23 protein-coding genes and 3 tRNA genes are annotated in these 23,832 nt (G+C 72.9%); 14 read left to right on the top strand and 12 right to left on the bottom strand.

Annotated features, from left to right (window positions below):
• Positions 1–43 precede the first annotated feature (43 nt).
• A complete protein-coding gene (locus KM842_RS12765; RefSeq protein WP_216258907.1) occupies positions 44–529 on the bottom strand; it encodes a MarR family winged helix-turn-helix transcriptional regulator in 486 nt (161 codons plus the stop codon).
• Between the two features lie 117 nt (positions 530–646).
• On the opposite strand from KM842_RS12765, the gene KM842_RS12760 reads away from it, so the two are divergent.
• Both KM842_RS12760 and KM842_RS12755 read left to right on the top strand, forming a co-directional pair.
• Entirely contained in the window at positions 647–4,183 is a 3,537-nt protein-coding gene (locus KM842_RS12760) for a proline dehydrogenase family protein (RefSeq protein ID WP_216258905.1), read from the top strand.
• 224 nt (positions 4,184–4,407) lie between these two features.
• Positions 4,408–4,617: a hypothetical protein gene (locus tag KM842_RS12755; RefSeq protein ID WP_216258903.1), complete on the top strand. Its 210-nt coding sequence runs from the start codon at positions 4,408–4,410 to the stop codon at positions 4,615–4,617.
• Between the two features lie 143 nt (positions 4,618–4,760).
• On the opposite strand, the gene KM842_RS12750 is transcribed toward KM842_RS12755, so the two are convergent.
• The 6 genes from KM842_RS12750 to KM842_RS12725 all read right to left on the bottom strand — a co-directional run bounded on the left by KM842_RS12750 (position 4,761) and on the right by KM842_RS12725 (position 8,676).
• Positions 4,761–5,102, bottom strand: coding sequence for a hypothetical protein (locus KM842_RS12750; RefSeq protein WP_216258900.1), 342 nt, complete (start codon positions 5,100–5,102; stop codon positions 4,761–4,763).
• Complete coding sequence (locus KM842_RS12745; RefSeq protein WP_216258898.1) at positions 5,099–6,097, bottom strand: SDR family oxidoreductase; 999 nt, start codon at positions 6,095–6,097, stop codon at positions 5,099–5,101. The genes KM842_RS12750 and KM842_RS12745 overlap by 4 nt, the downstream gene beginning before the upstream one ends.
• A 73-nt stretch (positions 6,098–6,170) precedes the next feature.
• Positions 6,171–6,956: a YqjF family protein gene (locus tag KM842_RS12740; RefSeq protein WP_216258897.1), complete on the bottom strand. Its 786-nt coding sequence runs from the start codon at positions 6,954–6,956 to the stop codon at positions 6,171–6,173.
• Positions 6,953–7,795, bottom strand: a complete 843-nt coding sequence (locus tag KM842_RS12735; RefSeq protein ID WP_216258895.1) for a nitroreductase family protein — start codon at positions 7,793–7,795, stop codon at positions 6,953–6,955. Before KM842_RS12735 ends, KM842_RS12740 begins: the two co-directional genes overlap by 4 nt.
• Positions 7,796–7,827: 32 nt before the next feature.
• Positions 7,828–8,133, bottom strand: a complete 306-nt coding sequence (locus KM842_RS12730; protein WP_216258893.1) for a hypothetical protein — start codon at positions 8,131–8,133, stop codon at positions 7,828–7,830.
• 105 nt (positions 8,134–8,238) lie between these two features.
• Positions 8,239–8,676: an Lrp/AsnC family transcriptional regulator gene (locus KM842_RS12725; protein WP_111076413.1), complete on the bottom strand. Its 438-nt coding sequence runs from the start codon at positions 8,674–8,676 to the stop codon at positions 8,239–8,241.
• Positions 8,677–8,893: 217 nt separating this feature from the next.
• Between KM842_RS12725 and ddaH the strand changes: the two genes are divergently transcribed.
• Both ddaH and rocD read left to right on the top strand, forming a co-directional pair.
• Positions 8,894–9,784: a dimethylargininase gene (gene ddaH, locus KM842_RS12720; protein ID WP_216258891.1), complete on the top strand. Its 891-nt coding sequence runs from the start codon at positions 8,894–8,896 to the stop codon at positions 9,782–9,784.
• The gene (gene rocD / locus KM842_RS12715) at positions 9,784–11,070 is read left to right on the top strand and encodes an ornithine--oxo-acid transaminase (protein ID WP_216258889.1); all 1,287 of its coding nucleotides are present in this window, start codon (positions 9,784–9,786) and stop codon (positions 11,068–11,070) included. Before ddaH ends, rocD begins: the two co-directional genes overlap by 1 nt.
• A gap of 99 nt (positions 11,071–11,169) precedes the next feature.
• On the opposite strand, the gene KM842_RS12710 is transcribed toward rocD, so the two are convergent.
• Positions 11,170–12,171 (bottom strand): SDR family oxidoreductase, encoded by a 1,002-nt coding sequence (locus tag KM842_RS12710; protein ID WP_216258887.1) that lies wholly within the window; start codon positions 12,169–12,171, stop codon positions 11,170–11,172.
• A gap of 123 nt (positions 12,172–12,294) precedes the next feature.
• Between KM842_RS12710 and KM842_RS12705 the strand changes: the two genes are divergently transcribed.
• On the top strand, positions 12,295–13,305 hold the full coding sequence (locus KM842_RS12705) for an aldo/keto reductase family protein (protein WP_216262410.1): 1,011 nt from the start codon (positions 12,295–12,297) through the stop codon (positions 13,303–13,305).
• A 165-nt stretch (positions 13,306–13,470) separates the two neighbouring features.
• Here the strand turns inward: KM842_RS12705 and KM842_RS12700 are convergent.
• The 3 genes from KM842_RS12700 to KM842_RS12690 all read right to left on the bottom strand — a co-directional run bounded on the left by KM842_RS12700 (position 13,471) and on the right by KM842_RS12690 (position 13,757).
• Positions 13,471–13,543 (bottom strand) — tRNA-Phe (locus tag KM842_RS12700).
• Position 13,544: 1 nt separating this feature from the next.
• Positions 13,545–13,621: transfer RNA gene (locus KM842_RS12695), tRNA-Asp, on the bottom strand.
• A 63-nt stretch (positions 13,622–13,684) separates the two neighbouring features.
• Positions 13,685–13,757 (bottom strand) — tRNA-Glu (locus KM842_RS12690).
• Positions 13,758–14,154: 397 nt separating this feature from the next.
• On the opposite strand from KM842_RS12690, the gene KM842_RS12685 reads away from it, so the two are divergent.
• Together KM842_RS12685 and KM842_RS12680 are read left to right on the top strand one after the other, a co-directional pair.
• On the top strand, positions 14,155–15,465 hold the full coding sequence (locus KM842_RS12685; protein WP_216258885.1) for a M23 family metallopeptidase: 1,311 nt from the start codon (positions 14,155–14,157) through the stop codon (positions 15,463–15,465).
• Positions 15,466–15,496: 31 nt separating this feature from the next.
• Positions 15,497–17,008 carry a C40 family peptidase gene (locus tag KM842_RS12680; RefSeq protein ID WP_216258883.1) on the top strand — a complete coding sequence of 504 codons (1,512 nt, stop codon included), beginning with the start codon at positions 15,497–15,499 and terminating at the stop codon, positions 17,006–17,008.
• 104 nt (positions 17,009–17,112) lie between these two features.
• Here KM842_RS12680 and KM842_RS12675 read toward each other — a convergent pair whose 3' ends face one another.
• The gene (locus KM842_RS12675; protein ID WP_216258881.1) at positions 17,113–17,604 is read right to left on the bottom strand and encodes an inorganic diphosphatase; all 492 of its coding nucleotides are present in this window, start codon (positions 17,602–17,604) and stop codon (positions 17,113–17,115) included.
• A gap of 69 nt (positions 17,605–17,673) precedes the next feature.
• Here KM842_RS12675 and tilS point away from each other — a divergent pair, with 69 nt between their 5' ends.
• The 7 genes from tilS (at position 17,674) to KM842_RS12640 (ending at position 23,791) form a co-directional block, all read left to right on the top strand.
• On the top strand, positions 17,674–18,714 hold the full coding sequence (gene tilS, locus KM842_RS12670; RefSeq protein ID WP_216258879.1) for a tRNA lysidine(34) synthetase TilS: 1,041 nt from the start codon (positions 17,674–17,676) through the stop codon (positions 18,712–18,714).
• 9 nt (positions 18,715–18,723) lie between these two features.
• Positions 18,724–19,275, top strand: a complete 552-nt coding sequence (gene hpt / locus KM842_RS12665) for a hypoxanthine phosphoribosyltransferase (RefSeq protein ID WP_216258877.1) — start codon at positions 18,724–18,726, stop codon at positions 19,273–19,275.
• Between the two features lie 169 nt (positions 19,276–19,444).
• Positions 19,445–21,433 (top strand): ATP-dependent zinc metalloprotease FtsH, encoded by a 1,989-nt coding sequence (gene ftsH, locus KM842_RS12660; RefSeq protein ID WP_216258875.1) that lies wholly within the window; start codon positions 19,445–19,447, stop codon positions 21,431–21,433.
• A 6-nt stretch (positions 21,434–21,439) separates the two neighbouring features.
• On the top strand, positions 21,440–22,402 hold the full coding sequence (folP, locus tag KM842_RS12655; RefSeq protein ID WP_216258873.1) for a dihydropteroate synthase: 963 nt from the start codon (positions 21,440–21,442) through the stop codon (positions 22,400–22,402).
• Entirely contained in the window at positions 22,399–22,785 is a 387-nt protein-coding gene (gene folB / locus KM842_RS12650) for a dihydroneopterin aldolase (RefSeq protein ID WP_216258871.1), read from the top strand. The genes folP and folB overlap by 4 nt, the downstream gene beginning before the upstream one ends.
• The gene (gene folK / locus KM842_RS12645; RefSeq protein ID WP_216258869.1) at positions 22,782–23,318 is read left to right on the top strand and encodes a 2-amino-4-hydroxy-6-hydroxymethyldihydropteridine diphosphokinase; all 537 of its coding nucleotides are present in this window, start codon (positions 22,782–22,784) and stop codon (positions 23,316–23,318) included. Before folB ends, folK begins: the two co-directional genes overlap by 4 nt.
• Complete coding sequence (locus KM842_RS12640) at positions 23,315–23,791, top strand: DUF3180 domain-containing protein (RefSeq protein WP_216258867.1); 477 nt, start codon at positions 23,315–23,317, stop codon at positions 23,789–23,791. The genes folK and KM842_RS12640 overlap by 4 nt, the downstream gene beginning before the upstream one ends.
• Positions 23,792–23,832: the final 41 nt, after the last annotated feature.

Genomic DNA, 23,832 nt, shown 5'->3' with positions numbered 1-23,832 from the left:
CAGTCGGTCCCGTGCATCCTCCCACGACGGCCCTCGTGTGCGGTCAGGTGTGCGTTCCGGCGGTGTCCGTCTCGGTGTCGACGGGCCCGAGCGCGTCCAGGAGGCGGTGGGAGACGGACCGCAGGGTGTCCGCGTCCGCGCCCACGGGCCTCCAGAACAGCTCGTCGAGCGCCGCGGTGTGCGCGCGGATGCCGGCGAGCGCCGCACGACGGCCGTCGGGCGTCATCACGATCCAGCTGCCGCGCCCGTCGGTCGGGCAGTCGGCCCGGGCGACGAGCCCGCGGGCGACCATGCGGGTGACCTGGTGGCTGACGCGCGACTTCTCCCAGCCGATGCCGGCGGCCATGTCGCGGACCCGCAGGCGGTGGTCCGGGTCCCGGTGCAGGCCGATGAGGATCTCGAACTCGGGGATCGAGATCCCGGCGCCGCGCTGCACGGCGAGGTCGAGCGCACGGTCGAGGCCGCGCCAGACGTCGTGGAACGCGTCCCACGTGGCCCAGTCGTGGCCGTCAGCGCCGTGCTCCACCATCCCGTCAGCGTATCGACGGTGGCGCGCGCCGGACCGAGGATCATCCGTCCGGCTGACTCCTCGACGGCACACGGCGTCCTCCGAGGAGACGTCGGGGGAGCGGCATACGATCGGGGCATGCCGCGCGCCCGCCTCCAGGACTGCACCGACGACGCGCTCGCCCTCGTCCGGCGGTGGCTGGACGCCTCCCGCGGCGCGAAGCCCGACCCCGGTGCCGCCCGGCTGGCCGAGGTCTTGCGCGACGAGCGCGGCCTCGACTTCGCGCGCGGGTTCGTCGACAAGGTGATCCGCCCGGACGACCCGCGCGTCGCCGCCCGCAACCTCGAGAAGGCGAGCCGCGACGTCCCCGACTTCCTCGCCTGGTACCTCCGCGGCGCCGTGACGGTCGGCGGCGGGTTCGCCACGATGGCACCGTGGGCGGTCATCCCGTCCGCACGCCGGGTGCTGCGTCGACTCGCCGGACACCTGGTCGTCGACGCCCCGCCCGCGCGGCTCGGGTCGGCCCTGGCGAAGGTGGGGGGCAGGGGGACCCGGCTCGACGTCGCACCCCTCGGCCCCGCGGTGCTCGGCCCGGACGAGAGCGCACGACGGCTGCGGTGGATCACCGACCTGCTCGGCCGAACCGACGTCCCGGCGGTCTCGTTCGCCGTGTCCGAGGTCCTGCCGCCGACGTCCCCGTGGGCGTTCGACACCGCCGTCGCGCACGCGGTCGACCAGCTCGTCCCGGTGTTCCGCGCCGCCGTGGCCGGGGACGCCACGATCACCCTGCAGACCGGGGACCCGCGCGACCTCGACCGGACCGTCGCCGTGTTCCGCACCCTGCTCGACCTCGACGAGTTCGCCCACCTCACCGCGGGCATCACCCTGCCCGCGTCCCTGCCGGAGAGCGTGGGCGTGCTCACGTCGGTGACCGAGTGGGCCCGCGCCCGCCGCTTCCGCGGTGGTGCCCCGATCCGGGTGCGGCTCGTGAAGGGCTCGTCTCGCGCCACCGAGCTCGCCGACGCCCTGGTGCACGACCGGCCCCTCGCGACGTACGCCACCCGGCAGCAGACCGACGCCGCGCTCCTCCGTCTCCTCGACGCGGCGCTGACCCCCGAGCACACCGACGCCGTCCGGGTCGCGCTCGCCGGGCACGACCTCCACGCGATCGCCCTCGCCCGGGTGCTCGCCGACCGACGCGGGGTGTCGGACGCGCTCGAGGTCGAGATGCTCCTCGGCATGACGGGCACCGCCCTCGACGCCGTCCGCGCCGACGTCGGCACGGTCACGCTCGGCACCCCGGTCGTGCAGCCCGACGAGTTCGACGCCGCCATCCCGTACCTCGCCCGGCGCCTGCGCGAGAGCGCGACCTCGACCGCCTTCACGATCGGCACGGACGACACCGTGCAGGACCGGGAGCGCGACCGCGTGCTGGCCGCCGTCGACGCGGTGGACGGGCCGACGCCGGCGACGCTCCGCACGCAGGACCGCCGCGTGCCGCTCGGCGCCCCGGAGATCCTCGCCGTGCACCCGGCCGCCGCCGACACCGACCCGACCGTCGCCGCGAACCGCGAGTGGGCGGCCGACCTGCTCCGCCGCGTCCCCGGGTCACGCCTGGGCACCTCGACGATCCGCGGCGCCCGCGTCACCGACCGGCAGCGCCTCGAACGCACGGTCGCCCGCACGGCCCAGGCGGGCGTCAACTGGGGGCGGCAGGACCCGCAGGACCGCGCCGAACTGCTCGACCTCGTCGCGCACGCCCTCGAGGCGCGCCGTGCCGAACTGGTCGAGGTCGTGGTCGCCGAGACCGCGATGACCCTGCACGAGGCCGACCGGCAGGTCAGCAGCGCGGTCGACGCCGCACACCACGCCGCCGACCGCGCCCGGCACCTCGCCGACGTCGAGGGCGCCGACTTCGTCCCACCGCGCCTGACCGTCGTCGTCGCCCCCTGGAACGCGCCCGTCGCGACCCCCGCCGAGGGCGTGCTCTCCGCGCTCGCCGCCGGCAGCGGGGTGGTGCTCAAGCCGTCCCCGCTCGCGAAGCGGTCCGGCGCCGTGCTCGCCGACGTGCTCTGGGACGCCGGGGTCCCGCACTCCCTCCTGCAGCTCGTCGACCTCGACGTCAGCGAACTCGGTCGCCACCTCGTCGCCCACCCCGCGGTGGACCGGGTCCTGCTCACCGGGTCGCCCGACACGGCCCGCTCCTTCCGGTGGTGGCGCGCGGGCCTGCCCCTCGTCGCCGACACCGGTGCCGTGAACGCCGCCGTCGTCACCCCCGCCGCCGACCTCGACCAGGCGGTCCGGGACGTCGTCGCCTCGGCCTTCAGCCAGGCCGGGCAGGCGACCCAGGCGGTCTCGCTCGTCGTGCTCGTCGGGTCCGTCGGCGAGGACGACCGGTTCCTCCGCCAGCTCGCCGACGCCACCCGTGCACTGCGGGTTGCGTGGCCGACCGACCCGTCCGCGCAGGTCGGGCCGTTGGTCGTCGAACCGACCGGGGTCGCCCGGGCCGCGCTGACCGAACTCGGTCCGGGGGAGTCGTGGCTCGTCGAACCGCGGGTCCTCGACGAGTCCGGACGGCTCTGGTCCCCGGGCGTCCGCGTCGGTGTCCGTCCCGGCAGCGCGTTCGCACAGACCGCGGCCGCCGTCCCGGTGCTCGGCGTCGTGCGGGTCGAGACCCTCGACCAGGCCGTCGCGGTCCAGAACGGCAGCGAGCACGGGCTGGTCGAGGCGCTCCACACGCTCGACGTCGACGAGGTCGCGGCCTGGACCGACCGGGTCGCCGCGGGCACCCTCGTGGTGAACCGCCCGACCACCGACACGGTCGTCGGCCGGCAGCCGACCGGCGGGTGGGGGCCGTCCGCCGTCGGCGCGACCGCGAAGAGCGGCGGGCCCGAGTCCGTCGCCGTGCTCGGGCACTGGGCACCCGTCCCCCGGTCCGTCCACAAGAGCATCCAGCTGCACGGCCTGCCCCCGCGGGTCACGGCCCTGATCGAGGCGGCCCGCAGCGGGCTGTCCTTCGAGGAGTTCGACCAGGTCCGCGCCGGCGCCGAGAGCGACGCCCGCGCCCGCGAGACGCAGTTCGGCCGGTCCCGCGACACCGCCGACCTGCGGGTCGAACGGAACGTCCTGCGCTACCGCTCGCAGTCCGTCGTCGTCCGGCAGTCCGAGGGCGTCAGCACCGGCGACCTCGTGCGCGTCCTCGCCGCCGCGACCGCCGCCCGCGCCCACGTCCTGCTCAGCACCGCCCGCGCGCTGCCGGGTCCGCTCACCCAGCTGCTCGCGAGCAGCCGGTCACCGCTCGACGTCGTCGACCACCTGGTCGAGACGGACGAGGAGTTCCTGGCCCGGGCAGCGTCCGGTGCACTCCTCCGCGAGGACTGGTCGAGCGCCCCCGACGACCCGCGGGACGCCATCGACATCGTGCTGTCGCAGGGGTACGAGCCACGGGCCCACACGGCCTTCAGCGGCCCGGGGTCGCGCATCCGGTTGCTCGGCGGTGATCCGCTCGCACTCGAGGAAGCGCTCGGTGCGAGCATCGACACCGCGATCCACGACGCCCCCGTCGTCGAGGCCGGGGTGGTCGAGATGCGGCACTTCCTCCGGGAGCAGACGGTGATCGTCACCGCCCACCGGCACGGCGACGTCGACCCCGAGTTCGCCCGGCTCCGCGTCTGACCGAGCGCGGCGCGTCCGGCGCGGCCGCAGGGCCGGGCGCGCGGGGTCACGGACGGGAGGCCCGACCAGCGTCCGGTGCGTCGCCCACGTCGTCCGCGCCTCCCGTCCGCACCGCGCGCCTCCTGCCCGAGCCACGCGCCCGAGCCGCGCGCCCGCCGTCCGCTGCACGCCGGACCTGGGCGACGCTCGGGTGGCCGCCGCCTGCCCGGCGTAGCGTTCCAGGCATGAGTGGAGCAGAGAACGACGAAGTCCAGACCGCGCCGATCATGGACGGTGCCACCGATGCGACCAACGACGAGAAGCTGCACGGCCTCGTCGAGCAGGTGACGCAGGACCACGGGCACGAGGGCGCCGGCGTCATGGCCGACCACCTGCGCGACCGCATGGCCGAGACGGGTGTCGAGGCCGAGGACCCCGCGTCCGAGGTCGAGTAGCGGCCGCGACGCCCCAAGGCCGAACGGGCCAGCGCCGAACGGGCCAGCGCCGGCCGGGCCAGCGCTGAATGGGCCGACGCCGAACGCCGAACGCCCCCGCCGACCGTCAGGTCCGCGGGGGCGTCGTCGTCAGCGCGGCCGGCTCAGCGCTTCCGACCGCGACCGACGAGCGCGACCTCGAGCACGGTCAGGAGGGTCGCGATCCAGAGCTGCCGGACCGCGAAGCGGCGGGACTGCCGGTCGAGCAGGGCCAGCGGCACCATCGTCACGCCGTGGGTGGCGTCCACCAGCGCGCTGACGGTGTGCGCGTCGGGAGAGCCGGAGCGCAGGAGGAGCCCCGCCTGCGTGAGCTGCCGGACGCCGAGGACGCGGCCGAGCAGGGCGGGCCGACCGAGCGAACGACGTGCACCGGCCAGGTGCGCGACGCCGATGCCCGCGCGGAGCACCTCGACGAGGACCGCGCGCTGCGCTCGCGTGCGGCTCATCGTCGGCGTCCCGCTGCGGTGGCGACGGCCAACCCGGCGACGCCGAGGGCAGCGCCGATGATCCCGTTGCCCAGGCGGCGGTGCTCGACCCACCAGGTCTGCGGCGACCACGCGTGCGACTGCTCGTCGAAGGCCCCGTGCGCCCCGTGGTCACCGGGGACCGGCTCGTACAGGTTCACGCCGATCTCCTCGCCGTCCTTGTCCGGGATCTGCTGTCCCGACACCAGGGTCTTCGCGGCGTACCAGTCGGCGAACCGGCCGCTGATGCGGTTGCCCAGGATCGTGTAGACGGTGGACTCGCCGACCCAGGTGCGGCGGCGGGGGTGCTCGGCGGTGGCGGCGATCGCGCGGGCACCGACCTCGGGCTGGTAGATCGGTGCGACGGGCTGGGCGTGGTGCGGCAGCGTCGACTTCACCCAGCCGAACTGGATCGTGTTGAGGGCCGGCATGTCCACGCGGCTGACCTTCACGGCGCTGCCCTGGTCGATGAGCTCGGACACGACGGACTCGGTGAAGCCGACGATGGCGTGCTTCGCCCCGCAGTAGGCGCCCTGGAGCGGGATGCCGCGCGAGCCGAGGGCCGAGCCGACCTGGATGACGTGCCCGGAGTCGCGGGGGACCATGCGGCTCAGGGCGGCGCGGGTGCCGTTCACGAAGCCGACGTAGTTGACGTGCGTGGCGCGCTCGAAGTCCTCCGGGTCGGTGTCGAGGAACTTCCCGAACACTCCGACCATGACGCCATTCACCCACAGGTCGATGGGGCCGAGCTCGGCCTCGACACGGTCCGAGGCGTCCTCGACGGCCTGTCGGTCCGCGACGTCGGCGACCAGGGCGAGCCCGCGCCGTCCGGCCGCCTCGACCTCGGCGACGGCGGCGTGCACCCCGTCCTCCCCGCGTGCCAGGACGGCCACGTCCCACCCGCGGGCCGCGAGTTCCCGGACCGTGGCCCGTCCCAGTCCAGCCGATCCACCGGTCACCACTGCCACTCGTGTCATGCACCCGTTGTACGCGACGGCGGACGCTCGGCGGTCAGCCGCTGTCCCCCGGGTGCGCCACGGGCCGGCGACGTCAGGCCCGCGGCCCCGCGAACCGCGTCACGACACCGGGGGAGTACAGCACCGAGTCCGGTTCGAGCTCCGTCAGCGCCAGGGGCAGTCCCGCCGCCCCGACCAGGTCGTCGCGCACCGACCGCAGCGTGGCGCGGTGCAGCACCCACGGGTCGTGCTCGTTCGGCCACCACGAGGTCCGTCCGGCCCGCCCCACGTGCATGCCCCAGCGCGCGGTGAGGAACGACTCGACGGCCGTCGGCTCCGCGACGGGAGCGCCGACCTCGACGTCGAGGACCGACCGCAGGTGCGTCCCGTGCCGCCGGACCGCGTACGCCATCCGGTCCCCGTCGTGCCGCCGCGCCACCCGCGCCCAGTGGTACGGCGTGCCGGTGACCAACCGTGCCGCGACCGCCGGCAGGAACCTCCCGGCGTCGAGGGACAGGAACACGACACCCCGTCGACCGGTGTCGTCCCGGGTGTAGACGCGGACGTTCACCTCGAGGAAGTCGCCGACGCTGCCGGTCCGGCCGAGGGGCCCGAACGGCGGGAACCGCGTGTCCTCGAAGCTGAACGCGATGAGGCCCACCCACGTGGTGACCCCGTCGTCGGTGCCGTCCGGTGCGATGGTGTCCGGCCGGGTGCCGGCGGGCAGCAGCGGCGCGACCGCGGAGACGTCGACGCGCCAGTGCACGAAGACGACGTCGCGCCAGGCCTGCTCGATCCAGGGCCGACCCGGCAGCGCGGGCGCGCCGGGGGTGACGGGCTGGAGGCGCGGTGCACCGTCCCCGGTCCGTGTCGCCGTCATGCCGTGCTCCCGTCCGTCGCCTCGGGCGTGATGTGCCCGACCGCCGATCGATCGTCCCACCCCTGCTGCGGGGTGGCACACGTGCCGCGGAACACGAACTGCGAGGGACGCTTCCGCTCGTTCGAGACCCAGTCGATCGCGGGTCGCCGACGCTCCGGCGGGGTGTAGCCGATCCGGTACACGGCCATCAGCTCGAGCTCGGGCGGGACCTCGAGCAGCTGCTCCACCTGGTGCCACGACTCCTCGATCTCCATCGGGAACGAGACGAACTGGATCCCCAGGCCGAGTTCGGTGGTGGCGAGCCAGACGTTCTCCATCGCAGCGCCCATGCTGAACACGGAGTAGAAGGCGTTGCGGGCCTCCTTCCGGTACTCGTCACGGTCGAGCATCACGCCGAGCAGCAGCGGCGACCCGGCGACGAGCTTCCGGTTCTCCTCGCCGAGGGTCTGCGGCACCCGGAGCGCGTTCATGAGGAACTGCCCGCGCTTCGTGAACACCTGGCTCGTGAAGGGGCGCAGCGGTGCCGGCAGTTTGTCGAAGAGCATGCCGTCGCGCCGCTCGTCCATCTCGGCCTGCGAGAACCGGAAGTAGGGCCGGTACCGCTCGAAGAACGTGCCCTCGGACATCGTCTTCGTCATGGTGCTGCCGCTGATGTCGGCGATCCGGTCGATTGTCTCGCGCTCCTCGACGAGCACGAACCGCCACGGCTGGCTGTTCAGCTGCGAGGGGGCCCGGCCGGCGAGTTCGACCAGCAGCCGCTGGTGTTCCTCGGAGACGGGGTCGGGCAGGAACGCCCCGTTGGTGGTGCGGCGGCGGCGGATGGCCTCGACGAGTTCCACTGGTGTCCTTCGGGCTCGATCGGCGGACGCGGTCAGCGCCGGAGCAGGACCGCCCCCAGGTAGGACGGCGCAGCGGCGACCGCGGTCCTCCAGTGTGCTCCGCTGCGGGGGTTGGTCCGTGGAGCGAGCGCGAGGGGCACGAGCGCCGGCAGCAGGAACAGGCCCGCGCGCGACCGGGTCCACAGGGGGGTCGTCGCGGCGACGCCGGTCAGGGTCGCGGTGACGACGAACAGACCGTGGTGCACGATCCGCAGCTTCCGGGTGCGGATCAGGCGCACCGCCACGGCGGTGCCCCACAGGCAGTTGACGACGTAGGCCGCGGCTGCGGCGGTGACCATCCGCCGGGCGGTGGGCGACCCGGGAGGCCCGCCGCGCCTCCCGGCTGTCGTCTCCCGTCCCATGCACGCGAACCTAGCCCCTCTCTCGTGGGCCGAGGGTGAGGGTCAGTCGGAGCCGCGGCTGACGAGCTTCGACAGGACGATCGCCGAGCGGGTGTGGTCGACCTGGGGCGCCAGGCGGACGCGGTCGAGCGCCTCCTCGAGGGCCGGCAGGTCCCGCGACCGCATGTGCACGACGGCGTCGGCGCTGCCGGTGACCGTCCCGGCGTCGACGACCTCGGGCACGGCGTCGAGCAGCGTGCGGAGTTCGTCGGGCGAGACGGTGCCGCGGCAGTACAGCTCGACCCACGCCTCGGTGCCACGATCGTCGACGGCGGGGTCGACCTTGATCGTGAAGCCCTGGATGACGCCGTCGGCCACGAGGCGGTCGACGCGGCGCTTCACCGCGGAGGCGGAGAGCCCGACGACCGAGCCGATGTCGCCGTAGCCGGCGCGGGCGTTCTCCCGCAGCTGGTCGAGGATGCGGTGGTCGAGCGAATCCATTGTCCCCATCGTACGCGGGGTCCTTGCGGGTCCGGGCCGTCCGACGCAGGAAACGTGCGCCCAGAGCGGGGGTGGGGTGCTGTGCTCGGCCTCCCTCCTGTGGTTGACTTCCCCCAGGCGTCGACCTGGTCCGCCTCCGGCGAGTGAGCCTGCGTCTCGTCGGAGCTCTCACCGTGGTGGTTCCTGGCAGGCTCGGGCCCCGGTCCTGGAGGACCTCGTGTCGAACACCGCACCCCAGCCCGCCGCCGCTCCGCAGCGCACGGCCACCAAGCGCACCGTCCTGATGTGCAAGCCGACCCACTACACGGTCAGCTACCGGATCAACCCCTGGATGCACCCGGAGGAGCCGACCGACACCTCGAAGGCCGTCGAGCAGTGGCAGTCCCTGGTCGAGGTCTACGAGCAGCTCGGCTTCGAGATCCACCAGATCGACCCGATCGAGGGCCTGCCGGACATGGTCTACGCGGCCAACGGTGGCTTCGTGCTCGACGGCGTCGCGTACGGCGCGAAGTTCCAGTACCCGGAGCGGCAGCCCGAGGGCCCGGCCTACATGGACTGGTTCCGCCAGGCCGGCCTGACCGTGGCCGAGCCCGAGGAGACCAACGAGGGCGAGGGCGACTTCCTGCTCATCGGCGACACGATCTACGCCGGCACCGGCTTCCGCTCGGACAGCACCTCGCACGAGGAGCTCGCCCGTGTGTACGGCCGTGAGGTCGTCACCCTCACGCTCATCAACCCGAGCTTCTACCACCTCGACACCGCCATCGCCGCCCTCGACCCGGAGCCCGACGCCGAGGGCAGGTCGAACATCGCGTACCTCGAGAGCGCCTTCGACGAGCCGTCCCTGGCCATCCTGCGCGAGCGCTTCCCGGACGCGATCATCGCCACCGAGGAGGACGCCGCCATCCTGGGCCTCAACTCGTACTCCGACGGGTACAACGTCGTGATCGCCTCGCGTGCCGTCCGGTTCGCGGAGCAGCTCCGCGAGAAGGGCTACAACCCGATCGGCGTCGACCTGTCCGAGCTCCTCCTCGGCGGCGGCGGCGTGAAGTGCTGCACGCTCGACCTGCACCCGATCGGCACCGGCACGTCGGTGGCGCGGTCCTGATGTCCGGCGACACCGACCGGCACGCCGGCCAGGACGTCGGCCGGGACACTGCGCACACCACCGCGTCGCACGCACCCGGCCCGGCCACGGTGGCGGCGCTCGCCGTCGAGGACCGTGCCCTCGCGCACAACTACAGCCCGCTGCCGGTCGTCATCGCGTCCGGCCACGGGGCGACCGTCACCGACGTCGACGGCCGCACCTACCTGGACGGCCTGGCCGCGTACTCGGCGGTCAACTTCGGCCACGGCAACCCGCGCCTCCTCACCGCTGCCCGCGACCAGCTCGACCGGGTGACGCTGACGAGCCGTGCGTTCGTGAACGACCGGCTCGGGCCGTTCGCGGCCGGGCTCACCGAGCTCACCGGCACCGAGATGATGCTGCCGATGAACACCGGGGCCGAGGCCGTCGAGTCCGCGATCAAGGTCGCCCGCGCCTGGGGCTACCGGGTCAAGGGCGTGCCGGCCGGGCAGGCGACCGTCGTCGTCGCGAGCGGGAACTTCCACGGCCGGACGACGACGATCATCTCGTTCTCGGACGACCCCGACGCGCGGAACGACTTCGGCCCGTACACGCCCGGCTTCCGCACCGTCCCGTACGGCGACGCCGACGCTCTCCGAGCGGCGATGGACGACACCGTCGTGGCCGTGCTGCTCGAGCCGATCCAGGGCGAGGGCGGCGTGGTCATCCCGCCCGCCGACTACCTGCCCGCCGTCCGCGAGGTCTGCGACGAGTTCGGTGCGCTGTTCATCGCCGACGAGATCCAGTCCGGCCTCGGTCGCACCGGCCACACCCTCGCCGTCCAGCGCGTCGGCGTCACGCCCGACCTCGTCACGCTCGGCAAGGCCCTCGGCGGCGGCATCGTCCCGGTGTCCGCCGTGGTCGGTCGCGCCGACGTGCTCGGGGTCCTGCGCCCCGGGGAGCACGGCTCCACGTTCGGGGGCAACCCGCTCGCCGCGGCCGTCGGGGCCGAGGTCGTCGCGATGCTCGCCGAGGGCACGTTCCAGCAGCGGGCACTCGAGGGCGAACCGGTCCTCCGCGGGTACCTCGACGAGCTCGTCGGCGAGGGCGTCGTCGCCCACCGCGTCGCCGGACTCTGGGCCGGGATCGACATCGACCCCGCGCTCGGCACCGGCAAGCAGGTCGCGAAGGCCCTGGCCGCCCGCGGCGTGCTCGTGAAGGACACGCACGGGTCGACGATCCGCTTCGCCCCGCCGCTCGTCGTCACCGACGAGGAGATCGCCACCGCGATGCAGGCCCTCGGCGCGGTCATCCGCGACCTGGCCTGACGGCTCCTGCGGCCGCCTCGGCCGCCGCCGCAGCGCACTCCGCACCGATTGGGAGGCGCGGGACCGATCAGTCCCGCGCCTCCCGTCCGTCGGTGCCCGCTAGACGCGGCCCGGCGCGTACGCCTCGGCGAGGCGGTCCATCAGCGCGTCCTTCTCCTCGTCGACGACCTGCGCCTCGGGGTGTGCGTCGTACCAGGCGACCAGCTCACGGGCGCCCTCGCGGAACGTGGTACGCGCCGCCCAGCCCGGCACGAGCGTCCGCACCTTGCTGTTGTCGAACACCATGCTGTTCGCCTTGTCGCCCACGACCCCGGCGCCCCACTCGGCGTCGGCGGCCATGATGGCGTCCGAGGGCACGTGCACGATCGTCGGCTCCGGCGCTCCCGCTGCGGCCGCGACCTCCTGGTGGATGCGGTCCCACGTCGGCGACTCCTGGCCGGTGATGTGGAACGCCTCGCCGATCGCCTCGGCGCGGTCGAGCACCCCGACGAACGCGACGGCGAAGTCCCGCACGTGCGTGAGCGTCCACAGCGACGTCCCGTCACCCGGCACGACGACGGGCTTGCCGCGGCGCATCCGGTCGACCACGGTCCACCCGCCGTCGAACGGCAGCAGCGTCTCGTCGTAGGTGTGCGACGGCCGGATGATCGTCATCGGGAAGTCGTCCTGCCGGTACGCCGCGACGAGCAGGTCCTCGCACGCGATCTTGTCGCGCGAGTACTGCCAGTACGGGTTCTTCAGCGGCGTCGACTCCGTCACCGGCAGGTGCGTCGGCGGGGTCTGATAGGCCGAAGCCGAGCTGATGAACACGTACTGCCGGGTCTTCCCGGCGAACAGGTCGACGTCGGCCTGCACCTGGTCGGGCGTGAACGCCACGAAGTCCGCGACCACGTCGAAGGTGCGGTCGCCGAGTGCCGCCGCGACGGCGTCGCGGTCCGACACGTCGGCCTGGAGGCGCGTCACCGCATCCGGGATCGCCCGCTTCTCCGTCGTGCCCCGGTTGAGCACCGACACGTCGAAGCCCTGGTCCACCGCCTCGCGCACGCAGGCGGCGCTGATGACGCCGCTCCCGCCGATGAACAGCACGCTCGGTCCGGTCATGGATGCTCCCTTGCTCCCGGCGGTGCAACTGCGCACCGCGTCCCTTGCGATCCTGCACCGTCGACGCCGCGTACCGTCACGGGCGTGCCGCACCGACGCGGCCACGACAGGAGTGACACGCACATGGAGTACCGCTACCTCGGCAACTCGGGCCTCAAGGTCTCCGAGATCACGTACGGCAACTGGCTCACCCACGCCTCCCAGGTCGAGAACGACGCGGCGATCGCCTGCGTCCGGGCAGCGCTCGACGTCGGCATCTCGACGTTCGACACCGCCGACGTCTACGCCAACACCGGCGCGGAGACCGTCCTCGGTGAGGCGCTCAAGGGGGAGCGCCGTCAGTCGCTCGAGATCGCCACGAAGGTCTTCGGCCCGACCGGCCCCAAGGGGCACAACGACACCGGGCTGTCGCGCAAGCACATCCTCGAGTCGATCGACGGCTCGCTCGGCCGTCTGCAGACCGACTACGTCGACCTGTACCAGGCGCACCGCTACGACCACGAGACCCCGCTCGAGGAGACGATGCAGGCGTTCGCCGACATCGTGCGCCAGGGCAAGGTGCTGTACGTCGGCGTCTCGGAGTGGACCGCGGACCAGCTCCGTGCCGGTGCGGCGCTCGCGAAGGACCTCGGCTTCCAGCTCGTCTCGAACCAGCCGCAGTACTCCGCGCTGTGGCGGGTCATCGAGGAGGAGGTCGTCCCCACCTCGAAGGAGCTCGGCATCTCGCAGATCGTCTGGTCGCCGATCGCCCAGGGCGTGCTCACCGGCAAGTACCAGCCCGGTCAGCCGCTGCCCGAGGGCTCCCGCGCCACCGACGACAAGGGCGGCGCGAAGATGATCTCCCGCTTCATGAACGACGAGGTGCTCTCGGCCGTGCAGGAGCTCAAGCCGGTCGCGGACGAACTCAGCCTGTCGATGGCGCAGCTCGCCGTCGCGTGGGTGCTGCAGAACGAGAACGTCGCGTCCGCCATCATCGGCGCCTCGCGCCCGGAGCAGGTGCACGACAACGCCGGCGCTGCCGGGGTGCAGATCCCCGCCGAGCTGATGTCCCGCATCGACGACGCCCTCGGCGCCGTCGTGGAGCGCGACCCGGCGAAGACGAACGACAGCAGCCCGAAGACCCGCGAGGCGTAGCCCGCCGCCCGGCCGAGTCGAGCGTCCCGGTCTCGCACGACCGGACGTGGCTCGAACCGCGGATCCCCGTGGTTCGGGCCACCCCGGTGTGCTGCGTCGATCCACGCCGCCCGGCCACCTGGCAACAAAAAAGAGCCCCTCACTCTCGTGAGGGGCTCTTCACCGTGGCTGGACGCGGCGTCGATCCGCGGACCTTTCGATTTTCAGTCGAACGCTCTACCAACTGAGCTACCCAGCCGTGGCGACCCTGACGGGACTTGAACCCGCGACCTCCGCCGTGACAGGGCGGCACGCTAACCAACTGCGCTACAGGGCCATGTGGAATTACTTGTGTTGCTCTAGTCTCGTTCTGTTCTGCTTGCTGTCCCCAGATGAGGAGTGACCCCAACGGGATTCGAACCCGTGCTGCCGCCGTGAAAGGGCGGTGTCCTAGGCCACTAAACGATGGGGCCGCAAGCAGTGCAGTGCGCTACCGATGGACAAGCATACGGACGGTCGGCCCTCTTGCCAAATCGAGCCCGCGGAACGGTGTCCTTCGGCGTGTCGCGGCGCCGAGCGGAGGGCAGAGGCGCCGCGGCGGACGCGGCCACCAGCACCACCGGCCGGTCCGCTGTCCTGTCCACTGTCCGGTCCGCTGTCCGGCCCGTTGTCCGGACCTCGACGACGCACCTCGACGGACCCTCAGGCTGCTCCCGGAGCGGGGTCCCGAGCGGCCGACCTCCCCGATGGGAGCATCGACCGCGTCCTCTCCCCCTCGTCGGGGGTGTCCGTGCGCTGAGTCGTGTTGTTACTGTTGCGTCTGTTGACAGTGTGACGCGCGCCGCACCGCACCGTTACGAAATCGAGACCATGACGATCCCCTCCTCCCTCCCCGCTCGTCCCCGTCGCCGCTTCCTGGCCGCCGGGGTCACCGTCGTGCTCGCGGCCGGGGCACTCGTGGCGCTCGTGCCGACGGGTGCCGCCTCGGCAGCGAGCTACCCGACCTGGGACGACGTGCAGGCCGCCAAGCACTCGCAGGCCGCACAGGCGTCGAAGGTGTCCGAGATCGAGGACCTCATCGGGCAGCTCGAGTCCGAGTCCTCCGCGAAGCGGAAGGCCGCCGCCGCTGCCGGTACCGCGTACCAGACCGCGCAGACGAACTACGACCGCAAGGCCCTCGAACAGCGCAAGCTCCAGTCGCAGGCCGACGCGGCCGAGACGACCGCCGACGCGTCCGAGGCGCAGGCCGGCCAGCTCGCCGCGCAGCTCGGCCGGGCCAGCTCCGACAGCGTGACCACGGACCTCCTCACCGAGCCGTCCGGGTCGGGCGACCTGCTCTACGAACTCGGCGCCATGTCGAAGCTCACCGAGCAGGCCGACGGCATCTACTCCGAGGCGAGCCAGGACCGCGGCACCGCCCAGTCGCTCGCCGACAAATCGAAGGTGGCCGAGCAGGCGCTCGGGGACCTCGCCGACGAGGCGCAGACCAAGATGCGCGCCGCCCAGGGCGCTGCCGACCAGGCGCAGGCCGCGGTCGCCGCGCAGACGGCCAACCAGGACCGTCTGGAGGCGCAGCTCGCCCTCCTGACGTCCCGGACGAAGACGACGCAGGCCGGCTACGAGAAGGGCGTCCGCGCCGAGAAGGCGCGCCAGGCCCGCCTGGCGGCCGCCCGTGCGGCGGCTGCGGCGGAGGCCGCGAAGGCCCTCCCGCCGGCCGCGACCGGCGGCGTCCCCGCGGCCGGCGGTCCTCCCGCCGGTGGCGCGGCGGCCGCCTCCGGGTGGGTCCGCCCGGCAGCCGGCTTCCAGTCGAGCCCCTACGGCCTCCGCGTCGACCCGTACACGCACGTCTACACGCTGCACGCGGGCGTCGACCTGGCACCGGCCTGCTACTCCCCGATCTACGCGGCGGCGTCCGGCACCGTGACGTTCGCGGGCAACGGCGGCGGCTACGGCAACGAGGTCATCCTCGACAACGGCGGCGGCATCTCGACGGCCTACGGGCACGTCGTCGACGGCGGGATCATGGTGTCCGCCGGGCAGCACGTCACCGCCGGGCAGCAGATCGCCCAGGTCGGTTCGACCGGGTGGTCGACCGGCTGCCACCTGCACTTCGAGACCCGGGTGAACGGCGCCGCCGTCGACCCCGTCCCCTTCATGGCAGCGCGGGGGATCTCGGTATGAGCACGAGCACTGCCAGGAGGCACCGACCCGTATGAAGAAGCCTGCACGTTCCCTCGCCTGTGGTCTCGCCACCGTCTCGATGCTCAGCCTGGGGCTGTCCCTCGCGGTCGCCGTGCCGGCGCAGGCAGCACCCTCCGCTCCGTCGTGGAAGGACGTGCAGGCCGCCAAGGACGACCAGGCGGAGCAGCAGCGCACGGTCGACGCGCTCACCGCCCGGATGTCGACGCTGCAGGACAAGGTCGACCGCACGGGCGCGACGGTGCAGGAAGCCGGGCAGACGTACGCCCTCGCCGCCTCGGAGCAGCAGGAGGCGAAGGACACCCTCGACGCCCTCACCGCGCGGTCGAAGCGGGCACAGGCAGCGGCGGACCGGTCCGCCGGCCAGGTCGCCGCACTCGTCGTCGAGCTCTCGCGCTCCGGCGGTGGCGACCTGTCGACCTCGATGCTCGTCGACTCGACCGACGCCGACGACCTGCTCTACCAGGTCGGCACGATGTCGCACCTGTCCGAGCGGTCGGCCACCGTGCTCGAGCGGGCGCAGGCCGACCAGCGCACGGTCGACTCCCTCGCGGCGCAGCAGCGCCAGGCCACGACGGCCCTCGCGGACGCGACGACCGCCACGAAGCGCGCCCTCGACGCCGCCAACGACGTCGCCGCCGACGCACAGGCAGACCTGCAGGCCGGCCAGGAGGCCCAGGACGAGGTGCTCGAGCAGCTCGCCTTCCTCAAGGGCACCACGGTCGCCACCGAGCAGGCCTACTGGACGGCGGAGCAGGCGAAGCAGGCCGAGATCGCGCTCGCCGCGCAGGCGAAGCGTGACGCCGCACGGGCATCCGGCGGTGCGTCTCGTCCCGCCGCGACCACCGGGGACACCGACGGCGACAGCAACGCCGGCACCGGCGGCAACTCCGGCGACGGCGGCTCGACGGGCTCGGGTCCGTCCTCGGACCCGGTGAACCCCGCTGTCCCGGCCCCGGCTGCCCCGAAGCCGGCCGCGCCCAAGCCCTCCGCGCCCAAGCCCGCCGCGCCGAAGCCCGCCGCGCCGAAGCCGGCAGCGCCGCGACCCGCCGCTCCCGCCCCGGCGCCGAAGCCGGCCGCGCCGAAGCCGGCACCCGCGCCCGCCCCGGCGCCCAAGCCGATCAGCAGCCCGTCGAAGGCCGCCGGAGCGATCTCGTACGCGCGCGGGCAGCTCGGCAAGCCGTACGTCCTGGGCGGCGCCGGCCCGAGCACGTGGGACTGCTCCGGCCTCGTGATGATGGCGTACAACTCGCAGGGCATCGCGACCGGCGGCCACAACGTCGTCTGGCAGTACAACTACTTCGGTTCGATCGGCCGACTCGTGCCGATGTCCCAGCGCCAGCCCGGCGACATCCTGTTCTACTCGAACAACGGTGCCGCTTCCGGTGGGTACCACGACTCGATCTACACGGGCGGCGGCATGATGGTCGAGGCCGCGAACCCCCGGGTCGGCGTCGTCGAGCGCCCGATCTGGACGCCGAGCCAGCTCCTGCCCTACGTGGCGCGGCCCTCCGGCGCGGTCTGACGCGACCCGCCACGGCGCACCACGGACACAACGCGCCCCACAAAGGACAACGCGCCCCGTCGGAACGGGGCGCGTTGTGCGTTGCGGGGCGCGAGGCCCCGGCGTCAGTGACCGGCGGGCACGTAGGCCGCCTGGCCGGCCTGCACGATGGCCTCGGCCTCGGCGGCGTCGCCCCAGCCCTCGGCCTTGACCCACTTGTTCGGCTCGAGGTCCTTGTAGCGCTCGAAGAAGTGCGCGATCTCGGCCTTCGTCTGGTCGTCGACGTCCGAGATGTCCTGGATGTGCGCCCAGCGCGGGTCCTTCGCGGGGACCACGAGGACCTTCGCGTCGTTGCCGGCCTCGTCGCTCATCTTGAAGACGCCGACGGGGCGGACCTTCACGCCCACGCCCGGGAAGGTCGGGTACTCGAGCAGGAGCAGCGCGTCGACGGGGTCGCCGTCGTCGGCCAGGGTCTTCTCGAAGAAGCCGTAGTCCGTCGGGTAGACGAACGAGGTGAAGAGCACGCGGTCCAGGTACACGCGACCGGTCTCGTGGTCGACCTCGTACTTGTTGCGGCTGCCCTTGGGGATCTCGACGACGACGTCGTACGCGGCCATGTGCACTCCTTGGTTCTGGTGTCGTGATGGGTCTGTCCGCCGTCGGGACGGCCCGGCTAACGTTACCGGGTGAACTCCGAGCGCCCCCGGCTGGACCCGGCCGTCGCCGCCGTCCGTCTGGCGGTCCGCACCCACCTGACCCGAGCCCGCGACGAGGGGGTCCTGGCCGACGGCAACCTGGTCCTCGTCGCCCTCAGCGGCGGGGCCGACTCGCTCGCGCTCGCCGCCGCGACCGCGTTCGAGGCGCCGAAGCAGGGCCTGCTCGCCGGAGCGGTGGTCGTCGACCACGCACTCCAGGCCGGGTCCGAGGCGGTCGCGGAACGGGCCTCCCGGAAGGCCGCCGCGCTCGGACTGGCGCCCGTCGTCGTCGACCAGGTCGCGGTCGGCACCGCGGGAGGGCCGGAGGCCGCCGCCCGGGAGGCCCGCCACGCGTCGATCGCGCGGGTCGCGGCGAGCGAGTGGTCACCCCTCGTCCTGCTCGGCCACACCCTCGACGACCAGGCGGAGACGGTGCTGCTCGGGCTGCTCCGCGGCAGCGGGCCGGACAGCCTGTCCGGGATGGCTCCGCTCGTCCGTCCCGACCGCCCGGGTCCGTCGCTCGGCCGACCGATGCTCGGCCTCCGCCGGGCCACCACGCGGCAGGCGTGCGCGGCCGCGGGGCTGGTGCCGTGGGACGACCCGCAGAACGAGGACCCGGCGTTCACGCGGGTCCGCGTCCGCAGCGCCCTCATGCCGGTGCTCGAACGCGAACTCGGCACCGGCGTGCCCGAGGCCCTGGCCCGCACCGCCGACCAGCTCCGCGAGGACGCCGCCGCCCTCGACCACTTCGCCGAGGAGATGGCGGAGGACCTGGCCGAGCACTCCGAGGCGGGCATCTCGCTCTCGGTGCCGGGGCTCGCGGCGAACCCGCCCGCCCTGCGGCAGCGACTCGTCCGGCTGGCGGTCGAGGGGGAGTTCGGCGTGACGCTCTCGCGGACGCAGACGCTCGAGGTGTGCCGGCTCGTCACGGACTGGCACGGGCAGGGGCCGATCACCCTGCCGGGTGTCACCGCCACCCGCGTCGGGGACCGGGTGCTCTTCGCCGCGGGGCAGGCGCAGCCAGGACGTTAGGCTGGTCCGGTGGAACTCTCCGACGTGCAGGACGACCTCTCCGAAGTGCTCTTCACCCCCGAGCAGATCGACGACAAGATCGCCGAACTCGCCGCCGCGGTGGACCGGGACTACGCCGGGCGTGACCCGCTGCTCGTGGGCGTGCTCAAGGGCGCGGTCATGGTGATGGCCGACTTCTCGCGGCACCTCAAGATGCAGGCGCGCATGGACTGGATGGCCGTGTCGTCGTACGGCTCCGGCACGAAGTCGTCCGGTGTCGTGCGGATCCTCAAGGACCTCGACACCGACCTGCACGACCGCGACGTCATCATCGTCGAGGACATCATCGACTCCGGACTGACGCTGTCCTGGCTCAAGCAGAACCTCGAGTCACGCGGGGCCGCGAGCGTCGAGATCGTCGCCCTGCTCCGCAAGCCCGAGGCCGCCAAGGTCGAGGTCGACGTGAAGTACGCCGGCTTCGAGATCCCCGACGCCTTCGTGGTCGGGTTCGGCCTCGACTACGACGAGCGCTACCGCAACCTGCGGGGCATCGGTGTGCTCGCGCCGCACGTCTACTCCTGACCCTCCCCGCAGCCCGGCCAGCGCCGCCCGGGTGATCCACTGGACGTCACCGGGCAACCGTGGAGTTCGCCCGCAGAGGACACCCATTCTCGCCACAGAATGACGGCCGTATGCTGACGGGCACGCACTTCCGGCAGAGAAAGGTGTCGGGCCGTCGGGCCCGGATCACATGGACTTCAAGCGCATCCTCCGCGGGCCGTACATCTGGATACTGGTCGCGCTCGTGGGGATCTTCGTCGGATGGACGTTCATCGCCCAGTCCGGCACCCAGGAGATCTCCACGCAGAAGGGCCTCGAGCAGCTCTCCGACGGCAAGGTCTCGTCCGCCGTCATCAACTCCACCGAGCAGCGCGTGGACCTGACCCTCCGGAACGACGGGGGCACCGAGCAGTTCTACTACTCGACCCCGCGCGGCACCGAGGTCGTCGAGGCGGTCTCGCAGGCGGACCTGCCGAAGGGCTACAACGACCACGTCCAGCAGTCGAACGTCCTGGTGTCGCTCCTGCTGACGCTGCTGCCGTTCCTGCTCATCGGCGCCCTGTTCTGGTTCCTGCTCTCGAGCGCCCAGGGCGGCGGCTCGAAGGTCATGCAGTTCGGCAAGTCCAAGGCGAAGATGAACAACAAGGAGAACCCGCAGGTCTCCTTCGCGGACGTCGCCGGCTCGGACGAGGCCATCGAGGAACTGCACGAGATCAAGGAGTTCCTCAAGGAGCCCGCGAAGTTCCAGGCCGTCGGTGCCCGGATCCCCAAGGGCGTCCTGCTCTACGGCCCTCCCGGGACCGGCAAGACGCTCCTCGCCCGCGCCGTCGCGGGCGAAGCGGGTGTGCCGTTCTACTCGATCTCCGGTTCGGACTTCGTCGAGATGTTCGTCGGTGTCGGTGCGAGCCGCGTTCGCGACCTCTTCGAGCAGGCCAAGCAGAACTCGCCCGCCATCGTCTTCATCGACGAGATCGACGCCGTGGGTCGTCACCGCGGTGCCGGCATCGGCGGCGGCAACGACGAGCGCGAGCAGACGCTGAACCAGCTCCTCGTCGAGATGGACGGCTTCGACGGCAAGACGAACGTCATCCTCATCGCCGCGACGAACCGCCCCGACGTGCTCGACCCCGCGCTGCTCCGTCCGGGCCGCTTCGACCGTCAGATCGGTGTGGACGCGCCGAGCCTGCAGGGCCGCAAGCAGATCCTCGAGGTGCACGCGAAGGGCAAGCCGCTCGCCGCGAGCGTCGACCTCGAGCTCCTCGCCCGCAAGACGCCGGGCTTCACCGGTGCCGACCTGGCGAACGTGCTCAACGAGGCCGCGCTGCTCACCGCCCGCTCGAACGCGCAGCTCATCGACAACCGCGCACTCGACGAAGCGGTCGACCGTGTCATGGCCGGCCCGCAGCGTCGCACGCGGATCATGTCCGACCAGGAGCGCCTCATCACGGCCTACCACGAGGGTGGACACGCCCTGGCGGCGGCTGCGATGCGGCACACCGACCCCGTCACGAAGATCACGATCCTGCCGCGTGGCCGTGCGCTCGGGTACACGATGGTGCTGCCCCTCGAGGACAAGTACTCCGTCACCCGCAACGAGCTGCTCGACCAGCTGACGTACGCCATGGGTGGCCGCGTCGCCGAGGAGATCGTCTTCCACGACCCGACCACGGGTGCGTCGAACGACATCGAGAAGGCCACCGGCACCGCACGCAAGATGGTCACCGAGTACGGCATGAGCCGCGCGGTCGGTTCGGTCAAGCTCGGCTCCGGCTCGAGCGAGCCCTTCGTCGGCCGTGACATGAGCGGCGGCACGGGGCGCGACTACTCGGAGAACATCGCCGAGACCGTCGACGCCGAGACCCGTGCCCTGCTCGAGGCCGCGCACGACGAGGCCTACCAGGTGCTCAACGCCAACCGGGACATCCTCGACCGCCTGGCCGGCGAGCTCCTCGAGAAGGAGACGCTCGACGCCCCGGAGCTCGTGGAGATCTTCAAGGACGTCCGCAAGCTGCCCGAGCGCCCGCAGTGGCTCTCGAGCGACAAGCGTCCGGTGAGCGACCTGCCCGCCATCGCGGTGCCCGGCAAGGCCGCCGCGATCGCCGAGGAGCCCGTCGGCATCGACGCCTCCAAGCCGCGTCGTCACCGTCCGTTCGGCAACCCGGGTATCGCCCCCGCGTAGGCCGGCATGACCGACCTGCCGACGAGACGGTCGCGTCGGCTCGCCGAGGTGAGCCGGGCGCGCGAAGCAGCAGCAGAGCCGGCGACGGTCGCGATCGACCTCCGAGCACCAGCACCGGTGCCGGAGGTCGTGACCGGCCGTCGCCGTGACCGCACCACCGGGGACGCCACCCGGGTGATGGGCATCCTCAACGTGACGCCCGACTCGTTCAGCGACGGCGGCCTGCACCTGGCCGTCGACGCCGCGGTCGAGCACGCCCGGCACCTCGTCGCCTCCGGGGCGGACCTCGTCGACGTCGGCGGGGAGTCCACCCGACCCGGAGCCGACCGGGTCCCCGTCGAGGTCGAGCAGCAGCGGGTCCTGCCGGTCGTGCAGCAGCTCGTCGCCGAGGGCATCCCGGTCAGCGTCGACACGATGAACGCCGGCACCGCCGAACGCGCGGTGGACCTGGGCGCCGCGATCGTGAACGACGTCTCCGGCGGGCTCGCAGACCCGGACATGGTCCGCGTGGTCGCCGAGACCGGTGTCGGGTTCGTCGTCATGCACTGGCGCGGGCACAGCGACCGGATGCACCGCAACGCCGAGTACGTGCACGCGGTCGAGGAGGTCCGGCGCGAGGTCGAGATGCGGGTGGCCGAGCTCATCGTGCTCGGCGTCCGCCAGGAGCAGGTCGTCATCGACCCGGGCCTCGGCTTCGCCAAGCAGGGGCGGCACAACTGGGAGATCCTGGCCGGCTACGACCGGTTCGCGTCCATCGGTCTGCCGGTGCTCGTCGCCGCGTCGCGCAAGCGGTTCCTCGACGGCGTCGGCAGCCCGGCCGGAGCACCTCCGGCCGAGCGGGACACGGCCACGGCGGCGATCAGCCTGCTCGCGGCCGAACGCGGCGCCTGGGGCGTCCGCGTGCACGACCCGGCGCCGACCCGCGCCGTACTCGACGTCTGGGACGCCTGGAGGGCAGCTCGATCATGAGGGACACCATCCGCCTCGTCGGGGTCCGCGCACGCGGCCACCACGGGGTCTTCGACCACGAACGTACCGACGGACAGGACTTCGTCGTCGACGTCGCGGTCGAGCTCGACGCCACCGCCGCCTCCGACGCGGACGACCTGGGCGAGACGGTCCACTACGGGGTGCTCGCCGAGCAGGTCGTCGCCGAGATCGAGCGCGACCCGGTCGACCTCATCGAGACCCTCGCCGAGCGCATCGCCGCCGCCGTCCTCACGCACCGGGCCGCCCTCGCGACCGAGGTGACGGTGCACAAGCCGCAGGCACCCATCACGGTGCCGTTCACGGACGTCTCCATCACCATCCGCCGTGAGCGCACCGGCACCCCCGCGGAGGAAGAGGAGTGACCCGGGCCGTCATCGCCCTCGGCGCCAACCTCGGCGACCGGGGGAGCACCCTCCGCGCCGCGGCTGCCGCGGTCGCCGCGCTGCCCGGCGTCCGGCCGGTGTCGTCCAGCCGCGAGGTCGAGTCGGTCGCCGTCACCCTCGACGGCCCCGACACGGCGAAGCCCCGCTACCGGAACGCCGTCGTCGTGGTCGACACCGACCTCGCGCCGCACGAGCTCCTCGACGCCCTGCACGGCATCGAGGACGAGCACGGTCGCACGCGCGAGGTCCGCTGGGGCGACCGCACGCTCGACCTCGACGTGGTCACGTTCGGCGACGAGCGGATCGACACCGCCACGCTGACCGTCCCGCACCCCCGGGCGCACGAACGGGCCTTCGTGCTCGCACCCTGGGCCGACGCGGACCCGGGCGCCGTCCTGCCCGGCCACGGACCGGTGGTCGACCTGCTCGCGGCGCTCGGCGACGACACCGTCCGGGTGGACGAGCCGCGCCTGCTCGAGCCGGCCGACGCCCGACCGGAGACGACCTCGTGAAGCCGACCCGGGCCTCTACGCTGGTCAGCGTCGCGGTCGTCGCCGCGGTCGCGGGGTTCGCCCTCGACACGGCGCTCACCGCACGGCAGTCGCCGACCCTCCTCATGTCGGTGCCCCTCGGACTGACGCTCGCCTTCATCGGCATCGCGCTGCTGTTCATGGCCGCGCCGATCCGCCGGCAGACCCGGGGGCGTGCCGAACGCCGGGTCGACCCGATGTACGCGACGCGGGTGGTGTTCCTCGCGAAGGCGTCGAGCATCTGCGGCGCCCTGTTCGGTGCGTTCGCGCTCGGGCTGCTCGTGTACCTCCTGACCCGCTCGGTCCTGCCTTCGCTAGGCTCGACCCTGCCGAACGCGGTGGCCTTCGGCGGTGGGATCGTGCTGACCGTGTGCGCCCTCGTCGCCGAGCGGATGTGCATCGCCCCGCCACCGGACGAGGACGACCAGGACGGGCGGGGCACCACCACGGCGTGACCGTCCTGCCGGTCGACGAGGACCGATCACCGCAGACCAGG

Source organism: Curtobacterium sp. L6-1, assembly GCF_018885305.1.
Taxonomy (GTDB): domain Bacteria; phylum Actinomycetota; class Actinomycetes; order Actinomycetales; family Microbacteriaceae; genus Curtobacterium; species Curtobacterium aetherium.
This window is presented reverse-complemented; position numbering and strand designations above follow the sequence as displayed.